Annotated in this window: 20 protein-coding genes; 17 read left to right on the top strand and 3 right to left on the bottom strand. The window is 34.5% G+C overall.

Annotation, left to right across the window (positions count from 1 at the left end):
* Positions 1–6: 6 nt before the first annotated feature.
* Genes ACW9W4_RS05525 through ACW9W4_RS05515 form a run of 3 tightly spaced genes read left to right on the top strand, consistent with a single transcriptional unit; the run spans position 7 to position 2431 of the window.
* Positions 7–993: an anion permease gene (locus ACW9W4_RS05525; protein ID WP_457761480.1), complete on the top strand. Its 987-nt coding sequence runs from the start codon at positions 7–9 to the stop codon at positions 991–993.
* 53 nt (positions 994–1046) lie between these two features.
* Positions 1047–2132 carry a sodium-dependent bicarbonate transport family permease gene (locus ACW9W4_RS05520; RefSeq protein WP_457761479.1) on the top strand — a complete coding sequence of 362 codons (1086 nt, stop codon included), beginning with the start codon at positions 1047–1049 and terminating at the stop codon, positions 2130–2132.
* Entirely contained in the window at positions 2129–2431 is a 303-nt protein-coding gene (locus ACW9W4_RS05515; protein WP_457761478.1) for a DUF3240 family protein, read from the top strand. Before ACW9W4_RS05520 ends, ACW9W4_RS05515 begins: the two co-directional genes overlap by 4 nt.
* Here the strand turns inward: ACW9W4_RS05515 and ACW9W4_RS05510 are convergent.
* Positions 2428–2727 (bottom strand): ArsR/SmtB family transcription factor, encoded by a 300-nt coding sequence (locus ACW9W4_RS05510; protein WP_457761477.1) that lies wholly within the window; start codon positions 2725–2727, stop codon positions 2428–2430. The two genes, ACW9W4_RS05515 and ACW9W4_RS05510, sit on opposite strands and share 4 nt — an antisense overlap.
* Before the next feature lie 45 nt (positions 2728–2772).
* Here ACW9W4_RS05510 and ACW9W4_RS05505 point away from each other — a divergent pair, with 45 nt between their 5' ends.
* The 12 genes from ACW9W4_RS05505 to ACW9W4_RS05450 all read left to right on the top strand — a co-directional run bounded on the left by ACW9W4_RS05505 (position 2773) and on the right by ACW9W4_RS05450 (position 12889).
* Positions 2773–3180: an arsenate-mycothiol transferase ArsC gene (locus tag ACW9W4_RS05505; protein ID WP_457761476.1), complete on the top strand. Its 408-nt coding sequence runs from the start codon at positions 2773–2775 to the stop codon at positions 3178–3180.
* A complete protein-coding gene (locus ACW9W4_RS05500) occupies positions 3180–3863 on the top strand; it encodes an MIP/aquaporin family protein (protein ID WP_457761475.1) in 684 nt (227 codons plus the stop codon). Before ACW9W4_RS05505 ends, ACW9W4_RS05500 begins: the two co-directional genes overlap by 1 nt.
* 26 nt (positions 3864–3889) lie before the next feature.
* Positions 3890–5167 (top strand): glutamate-1-semialdehyde 2,1-aminomutase, encoded by a 1278-nt coding sequence (hemL, locus tag ACW9W4_RS05495; protein ID WP_457761474.1) that lies wholly within the window; start codon positions 3890–3892, stop codon positions 5165–5167.
* A complete protein-coding gene (gene hemC, locus ACW9W4_RS05490) occupies positions 5164–6099 on the top strand; it encodes a hydroxymethylbilane synthase (RefSeq protein WP_457761473.1) in 936 nt (311 codons plus the stop codon). The genes hemL and hemC overlap by 4 nt, the downstream gene beginning before the upstream one ends.
* Positions 6096–6836 carry a uroporphyrinogen-III C-methyltransferase gene (gene cobA / locus ACW9W4_RS05485; protein WP_457761472.1) on the top strand — a complete coding sequence of 247 codons (741 nt, stop codon included), beginning with the start codon at positions 6096–6098 and terminating at the stop codon, positions 6834–6836. The genes hemC and cobA overlap by 4 nt, the downstream gene beginning before the upstream one ends.
* Positions 6836–7633: a uroporphyrinogen-III synthase gene (locus tag ACW9W4_RS05480; RefSeq protein WP_457761471.1), complete on the top strand. Its 798-nt coding sequence runs from the start codon at positions 6836–6838 to the stop codon at positions 7631–7633. Before cobA ends, ACW9W4_RS05480 begins: the two co-directional genes overlap by 1 nt.
* Before the next feature lie 77 nt (positions 7634–7710).
* Positions 7711–9111, top strand: coding sequence for a Fe-S cluster assembly protein SufB (gene sufB / locus ACW9W4_RS05475; RefSeq protein WP_457761470.1), 1401 nt, complete (start codon positions 7711–7713; stop codon positions 9109–9111).
* Between the two features lie 27 nt (positions 9112–9138).
* Complete coding sequence (gene sufD / locus ACW9W4_RS05470) at positions 9139–10539, top strand: Fe-S cluster assembly protein SufD (RefSeq protein WP_457761469.1); 1401 nt, start codon at positions 9139–9141, stop codon at positions 10537–10539.
* 4 nt (positions 10540–10543) lie between these two features.
* The gene (locus ACW9W4_RS05465; protein WP_179363221.1) at positions 10544–10852 is read left to right on the top strand and encodes a Rieske (2Fe-2S) protein; all 309 of its coding nucleotides are present in this window, start codon (positions 10544–10546) and stop codon (positions 10850–10852) included.
* 3 nt (positions 10853–10855) lie between these two features.
* The gene (locus ACW9W4_RS05460) at positions 10856–12100 is read left to right on the top strand and encodes a cysteine desulfurase (protein ID WP_457761468.1); all 1245 of its coding nucleotides are present in this window, start codon (positions 10856–10858) and stop codon (positions 12098–12100) included.
* The gene (gene sufU, locus ACW9W4_RS05455) at positions 12097–12540 is read left to right on the top strand and encodes a Fe-S cluster assembly sulfur transfer protein SufU (RefSeq protein WP_457761467.1); all 444 of its coding nucleotides are present in this window, start codon (positions 12097–12099) and stop codon (positions 12538–12540) included. The genes ACW9W4_RS05460 and sufU overlap by 4 nt, the downstream gene beginning before the upstream one ends.
* A 1-nt stretch (position 12541) precedes the next feature.
* Positions 12542–12889 (top strand): hypothetical protein, encoded by a 348-nt coding sequence (locus ACW9W4_RS05450; RefSeq protein ID WP_457761466.1) that lies wholly within the window; start codon positions 12542–12544, stop codon positions 12887–12889.
* Here the strand turns inward: ACW9W4_RS05450 and ACW9W4_RS05445 are convergent.
* A complete protein-coding gene (locus ACW9W4_RS05445) occupies positions 12879–14090 on the bottom strand; it encodes a phosphoglycerate kinase (protein ID WP_457761465.1) in 1212 nt (403 codons plus the stop codon). The genes ACW9W4_RS05450 and ACW9W4_RS05445 overlap by 11 nt on opposite strands.
* Positions 14091–14216: 126 nt before the next feature.
* Here ACW9W4_RS05445 and ACW9W4_RS05440 point away from each other — a divergent pair, with 126 nt between their 5' ends.
* Positions 14217–14885, top strand: a complete 669-nt coding sequence (locus ACW9W4_RS05440; protein ID WP_457761464.1) for a phosphatase PAP2 family protein — start codon at positions 14217–14219, stop codon at positions 14883–14885.
* Here ACW9W4_RS05440 and ACW9W4_RS05435 read toward each other — a convergent pair.
* Positions 14874–15185: a hypothetical protein gene (locus tag ACW9W4_RS05435; protein WP_457761463.1), complete on the bottom strand. Its 312-nt coding sequence runs from the start codon at positions 15183–15185 to the stop codon at positions 14874–14876. The two genes, ACW9W4_RS05440 and ACW9W4_RS05435, sit on opposite strands and share 12 nt — an antisense overlap.
* 125 nt (positions 15186–15310) lie before the next feature.
* Between ACW9W4_RS05435 and ACW9W4_RS05430 the strand changes: the two genes are divergently transcribed.
* Positions 15311–16078: ATPase V (locus ACW9W4_RS05430; protein ID WP_457761462.1), on the top strand; the 768-nt coding region annotated here is incomplete at its 3' end.

Raw genomic sequence — 16078 nt, 5'->3', positions numbered from 1 at the left:
GATTAAATGATAGAGATAGCAATAGGCGCAATCATAGTTGCATTAATCTTTGATTTTGTAAATGGGTTTAATGATTCTGCAAATTCTGTTGCTACTGTTATTGGAACCCGTGTTCTAAAACCAATTCATGCTGTAGGGTTATCTGCAGCAATGAATTTCATTGGACCTTTTGTTTTCGGTGTTGCTGTTGCAACTACTATTGCAAAAGGAATTGTCAGTCCTGATGACATTACAGTTTACATGATTGTTGGCGGATTAGCCGGAGCAATTGGGTGGAGTACTCTATGTACTTATTTTGGACTGCCTATTTCAAACAGCCATTCTCTAGTTGGAGGAATTATGGGTGCAGGTATCATGGGATTAGGATTTGAAAAATTAGTTTATGGTGGATTAACCAAAGTTCTTGCGGGAATTGTTATTGCTCCGGTTGGAGGAATAATTTTTGGTCTTTTGTTGACCACTTTGATAATTACGGTATTTGCAAGTCGTAGACCTGGACCAGTCAATAAAACATTTGGAAGATTACAAATAATTTCTTCAGCATGGTTTGCCTTAACTCATGGGGCAAATGATGGGCAAAAAACAATGGGTATTATCGTTTTAATTTTATTCTCAGCAGGATTGATCCCTGAACTTGATATGCCATTATGGGTAATTCTTGCTGCGGCAAGTGCTATGGGCTTAGGTACTTTCTTTGGAGGCTACAAAGTCATCAAAACACTTGGTGTAAAAATTACCAGACTCAGACCATACCAAGGATTTGCAGCAGAAACTGGAGGTGGACTGATGCTTGCAATATTTGCAATATTTGGTATTCCTGCTAGTACTACACATGCAATTACTGGAACTATCATGGGTTCAGGCGCTGCCCGAAGAAAACGTGCAGTAAGATGGAATGTTAGTAGACAAATTGTGTTTTCCTGGATTATCACAATTCCAGGTGCTGCTGCAATGGGAATTGGATTTACTTTTCTAATTCATCTATTTGTTTAATTTTCAATAATACCTTGATTTTTATTTCAGCAAAAATTTTTTGAAATATTCAAATGGAAATTTTACAATTAATTCAGTCAAATCTACTTACTCCGATAATTCTATTCTTTTTGTTTGGAATTATTGCAACTAGAATAAAATCTGATTTAAAAATTCCTGAAGCTATTTCTGAATTTTTACCAATCTATCTTCTTGCAGCAATTGGACTTCATGGTGGAATAGAGATGAGAAATACTGGATTTGAAAACATGTTGATTCCAATGTTAGTTGCAATTGGATTGTCATTGTTGTTTACATTAAATCATTATCAAATTTTAAGAAGGTTGGGCAAGTTTAATATTTTTGATTCCTATGCATTAGCATCTACATACGGTGCAGTAGGGGCCGTTACATTTTCAGTTGGGTTGTCATTTTTAAAGAATCAAGGAGTTACATCTGAAGGATATCTTGCAGCAGTCTTGGCAGTTTTAGAACCTGTTGCATTCATTATGGCAATATTTTTGACAAACATGGCAGTTTCAAAACAAATTCGTCAGAAAAAAGAATCTGTTTCTAAGGAGGATACATCTAGTTTTGATGTGGGTATTCAAGAAACAAAAACAAAACTTTCTCAGGTATTACATGATTCAATTACTGGCAAAGCAATTGTAATTCTCTTAGGAAGTATAGTTATTGGCTATGTTATTGGAGAAGATGGATTTAGCTCAATTAGAATTGTCTTTGATGAAATGTTTACTGGTGCTATTGTAATTTTTATGATTGAGATGGGAATAATTGCAGGTCAAAGATTAGAAGATATTAAAAAAGTTGGAATTTTTCTTACTGCATTTGCAATAATCATGCCAACCTTTAATGGAATAATTGGTGTTTTAGTTGCAACTGCCATGGGATTGAGCCTAGGTGGAGCAGTAATGTTTGGTTTACTATTGGCTAGTGCTTCATTTATTGCAGCACCTGCTGTACTACGCCATTCAATCCCTCAGGCAAAACCAAGTCTATACATTACATCTGCATTGGGAATTACATTCCCGTACAATATCATAATCTTACTTCCTATCATGTTTACAATCTCAACATTCCTTCACAGTGGCGATGGATCGATAGACTTATTCCATTATATCACAAAGGGTTGGATATGAAATTATACACCGTAAAATTACTTACAATTACCTGTGAGATTCTTGCTCAAAAGAACATTATTGATATTTTAGGTAAACATGAAATCACCGGATACACAACTTATGAGGTTGATGGAAATGGTGCACGTGGAATTCGTGGACAAGGATTGAAAACTGAAAAAAATGTTAAAGTCGAAGTAATTATGCGCGAAGAAAAATTACAAGATGTCGTTGAAGAAATTTCAAGAACGCTATTTGCAAACTTTGCAATAGTTCTCTATGTCAGTGATGTTGGCGTAGTGAGAACTGAAAAGTTTTAACAGCACTTTTCATCTGAACACAAAATTGGAATCTTTTTACTTGCTTTTGTAACGTTTGAAATTAATTCTGATAGTTGATTGCTTGAAATTGCATACATTGCCTTTTTACCCTCATCCCTTGATTTGACTATTCCACATTTTTTTAATGTCTTTAAATGATGTGAAACTAGCGGTTGATCTTTTTCTAATTTTTCTACGAAATCATTTACACATAATTCTTTATTTTTTTGCAATAATTCTAAAATTTCAAAACGTGTCTCATCACAAATACATTTTAAAAGACTTACTCCATTCATATCAATTTAAATTTATATAAACTAATATTTATGTGATAGTGAGGAATGCCTGAAAATATTCTGTTTGTATGCGTAGAAAACGCTGGAAGGAGCCAGATGGCAGAGGCTTTTTTTAGAAAATTTGCCTCAACCCAATTCAACGTGTCTAGTGCTGGCACGACACCGTCCTCCCAACTTAATCCAATTGTAGTTCAGGTAATGAAAGAAATTGGTATTGACATGACAAACCAACAACCAAAACTATTGTCTGATTCAATGATTGAGAATTCTTTCAAAACTGTTAACATGGGATGTATGGACAAAGAATCATGCCCTTCATTGTTTGTTAAAGATATAGTTAATTGGAATATCTCTGATCCTAAAGAAAAATCACTTGATGATGTAAGAAAAATTCGAGATGAAATAAAATCTGAAGTAATTCACCTAATTGAAACGCTTAAGGAAAATGACTAATGGCATATTCTAATTTACATATTTTTACAGTCGAGCTAGTTGGAACATTTATTCTTGTAGTCTTTGCAACTGGTTCAATAGTTTATGATGCTAAAGTTTTTGATGGTCAATTGGGAATTCCATTTGCAGCTGTAGCCCCATTTATTGCACTTTTAATTGGAGTCTATTCTTTTGGAAAAATTTCTCTTGCCCATTTTAATCCTGCAGTAACTATTGGTTATTACATTACAGGACATATTTCAAAAATTCAAATCCTGTATTATTTAGCAGCAGAGATAATTGGTGCAATACTGGGTTCTCTTTTTGTTTTATTATTAATTGGAGATGATGCAAATCTTGGAGCAAATGCTCCTAATCTTGATTTTTCAATATTTGTAATTTTTCCTGTTGAAGTTTTAGCATCTGCAATGCTTATGGGTGTCATTTTTTATGTTGTGTATACTAAAGGGCTTAGAGGATTTAGCGGGGTTGCTATTGGCGGAATCGTTGGATTGGATATTTTATTTTTAGCTTTTATCTCTGGAGCATCTATGAATCCTGCCAGAGCATTGGCACCTGCGTTATTGTCAGGAACGTTTGAAAATCTATGGCTCTATTGGACTGCTCCATATGTTGGGACTATGATTGCCGCATTTCTATTCAGAAAGAAATTCCAAGCACAAAGAGCAACAAATTACGAATAATAATGACTAAAAATACCAATTGTGTGGTGTCCGAATCCAAAAAATTATTCAATATTGCTAAAACGGTGATCCCTTCTGGCGTTAACAGCCCCGTAAGGTATTTTGAGCCATATCCATTTTTTACAAAAAAAGCAAATGGGGCATACATTTGGGATGTTGATGACAAGCGTTACATTGATTTCTGCAATGGTTATGGTGCATTACTTTTAGGACATAGACGTAAAGAAATTCTCAAATCTGTTTCCACTCAATTGAGCAAAGGTACTCTTTACTGTACTCCTACTGAGTCTGAAATTGAACTCTCAAAACTAATCATTGGAAATTTTCCATCTATTGACAAAGTGAGATTGATGAATACTGGTGGTGAGGCTACGATGACTGCAATTAGATTGGCACGTGGTTTTACAAAAAAGAAAAAAATAATAAAATTTGAAGGGTGCTATCATGGTGCACATGATTCTGTTCTAGTAAAAGCAGGATCAGGATCTGCACATAACGGAATATCTGTTTCTGATGGTGGACTATATGAGGTTTCAAAAAATACTTTGGTTGTAGAGTATAACAATATTGAAGATTTACAAAAAACTATTCAAAAACATAAAGATATTGCAGGAGTTATTGTAGAACCAATCCTTGCTAACATGGGTTTGATTTTACCTGAAAAGAATTTTCTTTCTGATTTGAGAAAAATTACTAGAGAAAATAACATCCCATTAATTTTTGATGAGGTAGTTACTGGTTTTAGAGTTGCACCTGGTGGAGCACAAGAGCATTTTGGAATTAAACCTGACATCACCACAATGGCTAAAGCACTAAGTAATGGATTTACAATTTCAGCAGTTGGTGGTAAAAAAGAAATTATGGATTTGCTTTCTCCTGGCGGTAAAGTTTACCAAGCAAGTACATTTGCAGGAAATCCAATTTCTGTTAGTGCTGCAATTAGTTCAATTAAAACAATAAACAAAATAAAAAATAAACTCTATTCAAAACTTGAAAGATTCAATCTTTTGTTTTCTACTGCACTAGATGACATGGCCACTGATCTGAAAATACCTCATCAAATTAACTTTACAGCCTCAATGTTCCAAATTTTCTTTACAAACAAGCCTGTTGTGGATTATAAAACATCAAAGAATGCAAATGCAAAGAAATTCCAAAAAATGTTTCAGACTTTATTAAAAAATGGAATTTTTATTGCACCATCTCAGTTTGAAGTAGTTTTTCTCTCTGATGCACATACTCAAACTGATCTGAACAAGACACTTGATGCATATCATTTGGCATTAAAATCGGTGAAAAATTGAAGTACATAGTCGGAGCTAGAGGAAGTCAGTTATCAGTTGCACAAACCAACTGGGTAATTTCTGAATTAAAAAAAGTCAATCCTGATTGCGAATATGAAATCAAACCAATTACTACAAAGGGTGACACTGATGCAAGACCGTTATTTACAATAGATCAAAAGGGAATTTTTGAAAAAGAAATTGATAGGGCTGTTGCTCTAAAGGAAGTCGATTTTGCAGTACATAGCTTAAAGGATGTTCCATCAGAACTAGATGAAAATCTGATACTTGCATCTATTCCTAAACGTGAGGTAGTTAATGACGTGTTTATTTCATCAGACGGTTCAACGTTAGATGATATCAAAGAAGGTTCAGTGATTGGAACTAGTTCATTAAGACGTGCAGTTCAGGTTTCAAGAAAAAGATCTGATGTAATTGTAAAACCGATCCGTGGAAACATTGAAACTAGAATAAAAAAAGTGTCTGGAGAAAACTATGATGCAATAGTTCTTGCACAAGCTGGAATTTCGAGAATTGGCTCGGATGTGAAATATTCTCCACTATCTATTGAAGATTTTTCTCCATCTCCGGGACAGGGTGCAATTGCAATTGTTGCAAGGGCTGATGATGCTCAAACTATTTCAATGCTTAAAAAAATTGAAGATCCTGATTCTCGTTTAGAGATTGAGGCTGAGCGTTCCCTTTCTGACTATGTTGATTCTGGATGTAGATTCCCGTTAGGGGCATATGCAAAATCAAATGGTTCTGAAATGACTTTGTCAGTATCCGCATTTTCAGTAGATGGAAAGCAATCACTTTTTGTAAACAAAACTGGAAAGAAGGATGATCCTGCATCTTTGGGAAAAAGTGTTGGAATGGAACTGCGTGAGAAAGGAGTAAATGATCTTGCATTAAATTGGAGAGAAAAAGTAGAGGAGTGGAATAAGTCATGACTGGAAAAGTGTATCTTGTTGGTGCAGGACCTGGAGATCATAAATTAATTACATTACGTGCAGTTGAATTACTTGAAAAAGCAGATGTGGTTTTGTATGATAGACTAGTTAGCAAAAAAATAATTTCTATGATTCCAAAAAAAGCCGAAAAAGTCTATGTCGGTCGTGCAGTAGGGGATGATACAACGCATCAAAACACCACTAATGATTTAATGGTACAATATGCAAAATCTAAAAAAAATGTAGTTAGGCTAAAGGGCGGTGACCCGATTATTTTTGGACGCGGTGGCGAAGAGGCAGAATTTCTTAAAGAAAACAAAATAAAATATGAAATTGTTCCAGGGATTACTTCTGGAATTGGTTCTGCAACATATGCTGGCATTCCGTTAACTCATCGAAAATATGCCTCATCCGTAGTCTTTGTTACGGGACATGAAGATCCAGAAAAGAAAAAAGAGATTGTCAAATGGAAAAATCTTGCAAAATCAGTTGACACAATTGTAATTATGATGGGCTTGTCTAGAATTGATGTTATTTGCAAACAACTAATTGCTGGCGGAATGGATAAAAAAACTCCCGTAGCTGTAATTCAAAATGGAACTACTCCTCAACAAAAAATGATCAAAGGAACAGTCACAAATATTGCAAAAAAAGTTAAAGAAAATAAAATTACCCCTCCAACAAATATTATCATTGGATATGTAGTTGATTTATCCGATACTATAGGGTGGAAATAATGCTTGATGGAAAAACAATTGCTATAACTCGCTCAAAAGATGATGCATCAGAATTCATTTCTCTTGCTGAACAAAACAAAGCAATTCCAATTCCATTACCTACTATAGAGCTTGTCAGTAAGGGTGAAAAAATTGTTGATGATTTTTTGAAACTAGTTGAAACTGAAAACCCTGATTATTCTGTATTTTTAAGCTCAAAGGCAGTAAAGATACTATTTGACACTGCAAAAAATATTGGAAATTTTGAAAAGTTGCAATTAGCAGTTGCAAATACTGCAGTAATGTCTGTGGGTCCTAAAACTACTGAATCTCTCAAATCATATGGCATCAAAGTAAATCACGAACCAAAAAATTATTCTTCAGTTGGAGTTGGAGAAGAATTTTCTCAAATCCATGCTGTTGGTAAAAAAGTAATTATTCCTCGCAGTGGTGCATCAAATTCTTTTCTTAAAGAATTACTAAACAAGATTGGAATTGATGTTGTAGAGATTCATCTGTATGATGTATGTGCATTTAGAGATACTACTCAATGGAATGGTTTTAGAGAATTATTTTCTCAAAACAAAGTTGACGGTGTTATCTTTACTAGTGCATCGTCTGTTCGTGGATTCTTTGAAATTATGCACAAAGATTATGAAAAATCTGATCTGATTGATCGTCTCTCAAAATTATCTCTAGTGTGTATTGGTCCTTTCACTTCTGAGGAATTAAAGAAATTTGATGTTTCTTATGTCATATCTGAAACACATACAGTTGTAGGTGCATTTGACGCAATGAAAAGTACTTTGACTGCCTAGTGAGAAATTTAGCTGAAGCTATTTAGCTGTGCCTATTTTTCCTCATGTATTTATAATATAACGGGGTTATGTTGGACATGACTGCTGAAAATCTAGATATGGATTATTCAAAATATGATTTTAAAGACACTACAGAAATGTATGTCCACCTTAGCAAGAAAGGCCTGTCTAAGGACACTGTAATAGAAATTAGTAAAATGAAAAAAGAGCCACAATGGATGCTTGATTTCAGACTACGTTCTTATGAAATATTTATGCAAAAACCAATGCCAACTTGGGGTGGAGATCTTAGTGTAATTGATTTCCAAAATATTTACTATTATGCAAAAGCATCTGACAAAGTAGAAAAGAACTGGGATGATGTTCCAGAAAATGTCAAGAACACATTTGACAAACTTGGAATTCCAGAAGCTGAAAAGAAGTTCTTAGCAGGTGTCGGTGCACAATATGAATCTGAAGTTGTATATCACAGTCTGAGAGAAGACTTGGCAAAACAAGGAGTTCTCTTTTTAGATACTGATGCAGCTCTTAATGAACATCCAGAGTTATTCAAGAAATACTTTGGTAAAATTATCCCTCCAGAGGATAACAAATTTGCAGCACTTAACAGTGCAGTGTGGAGTGGTGGCTCTTTCATCTATGTTCCACCAGGTGTCAAAGTTGACATGCCTCTACAAGCATACTTTAGAATTAACGCAGAAAACATTGGTCAATTTGAAAGAACATTGATCATAGTTGATGAAGGTGCAGAAGTACATTACATTGAAGGTTGTACCGCCCCTGTCTATTCTTCAGAATCACTACACTCTGCAGTTGTAGAATTAGTTGCACTCAAAGATGCAAAACTAAGATACACTACAATTCAAAATTGGAGTGCAGATGTTTACAACCTTGTAACAAAACGTGCTTATGCACATGAAGGCGCAACTGTTGAATGGATTGATGGAAACATTGGTAGTAAACTAACAATGAAATATCCTGGTGTTTATCTTATGGGTGAGAGAGCCTATGGTGAAACACTATCAATTGCATTTGCAGGTAAGGGACAACACCAAGACACAGGTGCTAAAATGGTCCATCTTGCACCAAATACTACTTCCAAAGTCACATCTAAGTCAGTAAGCCGACTTGATGGACGTTCTACTTACAGAGGAATGTTACATGTAGCAAAAGGTGCTACTGGTGTAAAATCTACTGTAAGATGTGATGCATTGCTTTTAGATGATACATCTAAAACTGATACCTATCCATACATGGAAATTAATCAAGAAGATGCAACAATTACCCACGAAGCAACTGTTGGAAAAATTGGTGATGAACAAATCTTCTATCTTATGAGTAGGGGATTTAATGAGGAAGAAGCACTATCTCTAATTGTTAATGGTTTCATGGAACCATTTACAAAAGAATTGCCGATGGAGTATGCTGTTGAATTAAACAGACTCATCAAACTAGAGATGGATGACTCAGTGGGATAGTCTCCCAAAATATAATTTTGATAAATCATGTCTCAAGCCCTTCTCTCAAAACTCAATACGACTCATATCGATGAGATATCCTCATCTCGAAATGAACCTGATTGGCTAAAAGATTACAGAAAAAGTTCTCTATCTGTCTATGATGGTTTAGCACTTGAGCTATCTCCACTTTACAACAAATACACTGATGCCAAAAAAATGGATCCAGAAAAAGTATCTCTTTCAACATCTACAACTGACACAGTTCCTGATTTTCTTAAAAAAAGATTAAGCGAACTTGACAATGAGATTTGTATTATTCAAATTGGAACTAATATTCATAAAATAAATCTCCCTGATGATTTAAAATCTAAAGGATTAGTAATTTCCTCAATATCTGATGCAATTAAAAATAATCCTGACTTGGTAAAAAAAGCACTAGATGCATCAAAATCACAAGAGGATAAATTTACTGCACTAAATAATGCTGCATTTAATTCTGGAATATTCATTCACATTCCACGCAATTTAGTCTTGGAGAAACCTGTTTACTTTTTGACATGCCTATCTGATGATGATCACTCTGTAATTTCTAGAAATATAATATTTGCAGATGAAAGTAGTAAAGCTGCAATAGTCCAAGAGTTGTATTCTCCAAAAACTGAAGCACAACAAGCATATCTTGAATTGCTAAACACCAATCTTGCAGCAAATGCACAACTCGATATTACCAGTCTTCAAATGATGGACCAACACGCTGTAACATTTACAACAAGACGAACTGATTTAGCACAAGATTCCAAAGTTAATTGGTACTCTGGATTGTTTGGTTCAATGTTATCTAGATACAAAATTGAATATTTCCTTAATGGTAATGGTGCATCCTCAAATGACTCTGAAGTAATTTTTGGAAACAATGAACAATCATTTGACATTCAAACTAACGTAAACCATGAAAGCCCATCTACTGAAGCAAGAGTGGTTGAAAAATCCATTCTAAGAAACAAATCAAAATCTCTCTTCAAAGGAATGATTAGAATCAAAGAAAATGCTGCAAAATCAAACTCCTTTTTGTCTGGTCGTTCTATTCTTTTAGATAAAGATGCAAAATCTGATGCAATTCCTGGATTAGAAATTTTCACTAATGATGTAAAGGCTACTCACTCAGCATCAGTTGCACAAATTGACGAGGAGCAAATATTCTATTTGAAAACTAGATGTCTTACTCATGCAGAAGCTGAGAGAATAATTATTGAAGGATTCTTGGAACCTCTTTCAAGAAAAATGTCAATACAAGTAAGAGCATGGATTGCTTATCTTATTGAATCAAAATGGGAAAATAGAGAACTTACAATTAACACTGATGAAGAATTAGCCAAATTTGTTGAAATTGAAGAGACTCGTTACAACGAAGACTCTGAAATGGAACAACACTACAAGTATCGGTGATATTTTGTCTGAATGGATTAAAGCTTGCAGTGTGGAGCAGGTCAAAGAGGGACAACTTTTCGGGTTTGTTCACGAAGGTAAAAAACTACTCATTGCAAATCTAAAGGGTAAAATTCATGCTACTGATTTAATTTGTACTCATGCTGATGCAGACCTTTCTACTGGATTTCTTAGTGATGAGGGTGTTCGATGTCCGTTACATCTTTCTGTTTTTAATTTAGTAAATGGTGAACCACAAAACCTTCCTGCAGAAACTCCTCTTTCAATATATAATGTTAAAATAGATGCTGACGAAATTTACGTGGAGATTTAAGATATGCAAAGTACAGAGTCATTATTTGAAAATATTAAAAATGATTTTCCAATTCTAAAAAGAACTGTTAGAGAAAACAAACAGCTTGTTTATCTTGATAATGCATCCACTACACAAAAACCAAATCAAGTAATTGATGCTATAACAGATTATTATCAAAATCACAATGCAAATATCCATAGAGCAGTGTATGCTCTTGCTGAAGAAGCAACTGAAGCTTATGAGGCAGTACGAGATAAGATTGCAAATTTTATTAACATAAAAAATCGCCAAGAAATTATTTTTGTTCGTGGTACAACTGAGGCAATTAATTTAGTTGCATATGCATGGGGTAGAACTCACATCAATGAAGGTGATATTATTGTTACAACTGAATATGAACATCACAGCAACATTGTTCCATGGCAACTTCTCACTCAAGAGAAACATGCAAAATTAGAATATGTTGGAATGGATGATAACGGGGAATTAATTTTAGATGATCTTGACAAATATCTTGCAACAGGAAAGGTTAAACTTGTAACTTTTAGTTTAATGTCCAATGTTCTTGGAACAATCACTAATGCTGAAAAAATTATTGAGAAATGCAAAGCAGCAGGTGTACCTACTCTAATTGATGGGGCCCAAGCAGTTCCTCACATGAAAGTTGACATTGAAAAATTAGGATGTGATTTCTTTGCATTTTCTGGGCACAAAATGCTCGGACCTACAGGAATTGGTGTCTTGTGGGCCAAAAAATCTGTTTTAGAAACTATGAGTCCATTTCATGGTGGTGGTGATATGATTAGAGAAGTTCACAAGTATGAAACCACATGGAATGATTTGCCTTACAAATTTGAAGCAGGCACTCCAAATATTGCAGATGTTGTAGGTTTGGGTGCAGCAATTGACTATCTTACTAAACTTGGAATGGACAATATACGAGAACACGAAATCGAATTAACAAAATATGCTATTGAAAAATTATCTGAAGTTAAAGGACTTCATATCTATGGTACAAAAGATATTTCAAAACGCGGTGGAGTTATCTCATTTAATTTTGCAGATGTTCATCCTCATGATGTTGCTCAAATTATTGATGGTGAGGGAATTGCAGTTAGATCTGGCCATCACTGTGCACAAGTATTGATGGAGAGACTAAATGTTGCAGCCACCTCTCGTGCTAGCTTTTACATTTACAATACTAAACAAGACATTGATATTCTGGTAAATTCATTAAATATTGTGGCAAAGGTGTTTAAACTATGAGTAGTAACGCAGACATTTACCATGAGATGATAGTTGATTATTCAAGAAATCCAATAAACTATGGAGAAATTGAAAATCATGATGTTACATTCCACGACTCTAATCCGTTATGTGGGGATAGTATTGACATTGATATGAAAATCGATGATGACAAGGTTACTGATATTAAATTCCATGGAAAAGGCTGTGCAATTTGTATGGCGTGTACTTCAGTTTTAACTGAAATCACAAAGGGGAAAAGCATTGATGAAGCAAGGGCAATTGAAAAAAATGATGTATTAAGTGAATTGGGTCTTGAACATCTACAAGCAGTCAGAATCAAATGTGCCCTACTTTCACTCAAAGTACTCAAATCTGCTCTTTACACCTACATTGGAAAGAATCTGAGTGATACTCAAGATGTGGATAAATTGAAAGAAGAGGCAGATAATCTGTACTAGTATGAGTGATTTTACTCCCAAAGTTCCAATTGCACTTCAAATTAGAAAAATAATCTTTGAAAAATTCAATGACGTTGATACTAAATTTACAAATGATGAAATTTTTGAAATTATAAAATCAAATGGTGATATGGATCCTTCCTGGACAATTAATGATACTGAATCTATTTTTACAGATATTTGTGATTCTGGTCTTGCAAGAAATATTGCCCAGAACTTAACTACAGTGTATTTGAAATTGTTTGATCCTATGGAAAAACTTCATTGCAATGCTTGTAACAATGATGTTCATCTGGGTACATCCGAAGAAAGACTGTGCCGAAATCCTTCTTGCAAATCTACTCTTTAGCTCTGTGTTTTATTGCAGCATCTTCTAATGCTTTAATCATTGGTAGTTTCTCTCCAGTAAGGTATAGTACTAGTGCGCCACCCGCAGTACTGACATGATTAATCTTATCTGCTAATCCTTGCTGTTTTAATGCCGTGGTGAGATGTCCTCCACTTACAATAGTTGTTGCCATTGAATTTGCAACAGCATCAAGTAATGCTTTTGTTCCATAGCTGAAATTTTCTTTTTCAAAAAATCCTGCAGGTCCACTGATAAATACAGTTCCAGCACCTGCAATTAATTTAGAGTAATACTCTACAGTCTTTGGACCTAAATCAAAAATCTTATCCCCTTTCCCCATCTCTCTTACGTCCATCTCTACTCTTTCCCCATCTTTGTTAATTGCAATATCTACAGGAGTGGCAAAAACATCTGGATATTCCCCAATCAATGCATGTGCCTTTGCAACAACTTCGTCTTCTCGTTTTATTCCAAGTGGCGATTTTATTCTAGCTTGAGCACGCATGAACACATTTCCAATTAATCCAGTTAACAAAACATGATCTGCACGACCATTTTGAATTAGTAGTTTAATTGCCTCCAATCTGTCAGGAATTTTAGAGCCACCTAAGACAATTACGTGAGGTGCTTTGGCAACTGTCATTATTTCATTTAGGTTTCTAACTTCTCTTTCTACAATCCTTCCTGCACATGCAGGTAATACCTGTGCAAATCCAACTATTGACGGATGTGATCTGTGTGCACTAGGAAATGAATCCAACACGCATAGATCAAATAATTTTGATAAACGAGAAACCATAATTGTTTTAGCTGCATTTTCTGGCTTAAATTCATAATTCTCTTCTGCACACAATCTAAGATTATCTAAAAGTAAAATCTCTCCATCTTTTAAATTCTTGATTGCATTCTGTGCAGCTTCTCCGATTGTATCTTCAACATATTTTATTTTTCTACCTGTTAATTTTTCAAGAACTTTGGCATGTTTGTCCATCCCTGTATATTCATAATTTCCAACTCTTCCTTGGTGAGATCCGATGACTACTTTTGCCTCTTTTAATGACTGTAAAGTTTCAATTGCTTCTTCAATCCTTTTTGTCCCTGAAATCTCCAATGTCTCAGGATTAATGGGACAATTCATGTCGACTCTCAAAAAAACGGTTTTACCTTTTAGGTCAAAATCATCTAGTGTGAGTACCTTCACAACTTGTCTATTGGTACCTTGGTTAAATTCTTTGAGTCGATCTAAGTTTCAATTCTGAATTATAGTTAAATTTCAAAACTTATCTATTGACAAAAATTAAAAGACACGTGTTTGAGGTTTCGATAATTGCAAAATTGGATTTTTGATATTAGGTCTCGCTCATTTGTTCTTCTTACAATTTTATTTCTAATTATCACTACCCTGGTATATTCTGGCGCTACAGAAACTTTTGATCAAAATGTTATATTGTATTTTTCTGAAAATGTTGGAAATTCATCCCTTGACCTCATAATGCAATCTATTACTGAAAGTGGGGAGGCTTTGTGGATGCTGGGTTTTGCAATTCTGATATTGATAATCCCAAGAACAAGAAGAGTAGGAATTACTTTGATGATTTTAATTGTCATCTCTACATTGCTTACTGGTTATGTGAAATGCGGTGTGGATCGTGATAGGCCTGATTTTGAATATGATTCAGTAGAATTTCCTGTACCTGTAAGTAAAGATACCTTTGCTTTGTTTTGTGAAGGTGGATATGACGCCTCATATCCGTCTGGACATGCTGCAAGGTCGATGATATTTGCAATCATTTTAGGTTATGCGCTATCTGATAGATTCCCACGTGGAGCATATTTGATGTTCTTGTACCCTATCTTGATTTCATTGAGTAGACTCTATGTTCTAGAGCACTATCCAATTGATGTGATTGGTGGCTCTGTAATTGGAATTATGTTGGCAGGAGTAATGGCCAAGAGAACTAAACTATACAAAATTTTTGATAAATCAAAAACCTAATTCTGTCAAAACATCTCTGTGTACCAAAACAATTGCAAAATGTTCATCATCATGATGGTATGTCCAATATTTGATGTCTCTATCTTCCTTTTTTTGTCTCAATCCTGTAGTTATTCCAGTAGTGACGGTGTATCCTATTCTTTTTGCTAGTTTTGATTCTTTTGGCATTAGTACTTTGTATCCTTCCTTTTTTCCCTTGAATCCTAGATTTACCATGTCTTCAACTGCACTAATTGCTTCTTTTTCACTTTTCAGATCATATGTTTTTGCTATTGCCAAATCTTTTGGATGAAATTCCATGTTGTATGCTATTTCTTTTGACTAATATTTTTTAAAAAATTTGTTTTTGCGATCAAACTATGTTAATTTTCTTTACATGAAAGTCAAATCATGGTCATATTCACCACTTAACCGACTCTTTTATCATGATTGATTCATTGGCATCATTAGAAAAATTAGTAATTCAATTACGAAAAAAGAAACAAGAAGCAACAAAACTTCGTCAAAAAGCTGAAAAACAAGTTAAAGAATTTCAATCAGCAGAAAAACGCTCTTCATCTGGTTTACATACAATTGATAAAAAAATTGAATCAGAAAAAGAAGAGTCAGGTGATGTTTCAACTGTTCTTCTAAGAAAAAATGCCCAATTGGAAAGTATTGGAAGATTGATAGCAGTAGCAGAAGAACGTCTATCTAAAGAAAAAGAGGCAATCGAGCAGGCAGAGCAAGAAATTGAATTCGCTGATAGTCCTGTAGAGAAGGAAAATGCTGAGGCTAGATTACGCTCATTAAATGACCATGTAAGTGAATTAGCTGAAGAAATCAAAAGTAGAGAAAAAACTGCAAAGAAAATTTCAGGTGATGTTGAAAATTTCTCTAATATTAAATCAAAAATTGTTTCAAAAATTCAAAAACAAACTCAATCCAAACCATCTTTGCGTGATGCCCAAGTTTCAAGTCGCAAGGCCGCACAAAAATTCCTTAAGGAATTAGAAAGAAGAACAAAGGCTGAAGAATCTGCTCAGAAATCTTTAGAGAATGCATATTCAAAATTAAAAGAATCGGTGGAAAAGAAAAAGACTGCAGCTAAAAAGAGACCAGCAAAGAAAAAGACTGCAGCTAAAAAGAGACCAGCAAAGAAAAAGACTGCAGCTAAAAAGAGACCAGCAAAGAAAAAGACTGCAGCTAAAAAG

It is taken from the genome of Candidatus Nitrosopumilus sp. bin_7KS (assembly GCF_054095835.1).
Note: the sequence above shows the minus strand (reverse complement) of the source record. Positions and strands in the feature narration are given on the sequence as shown.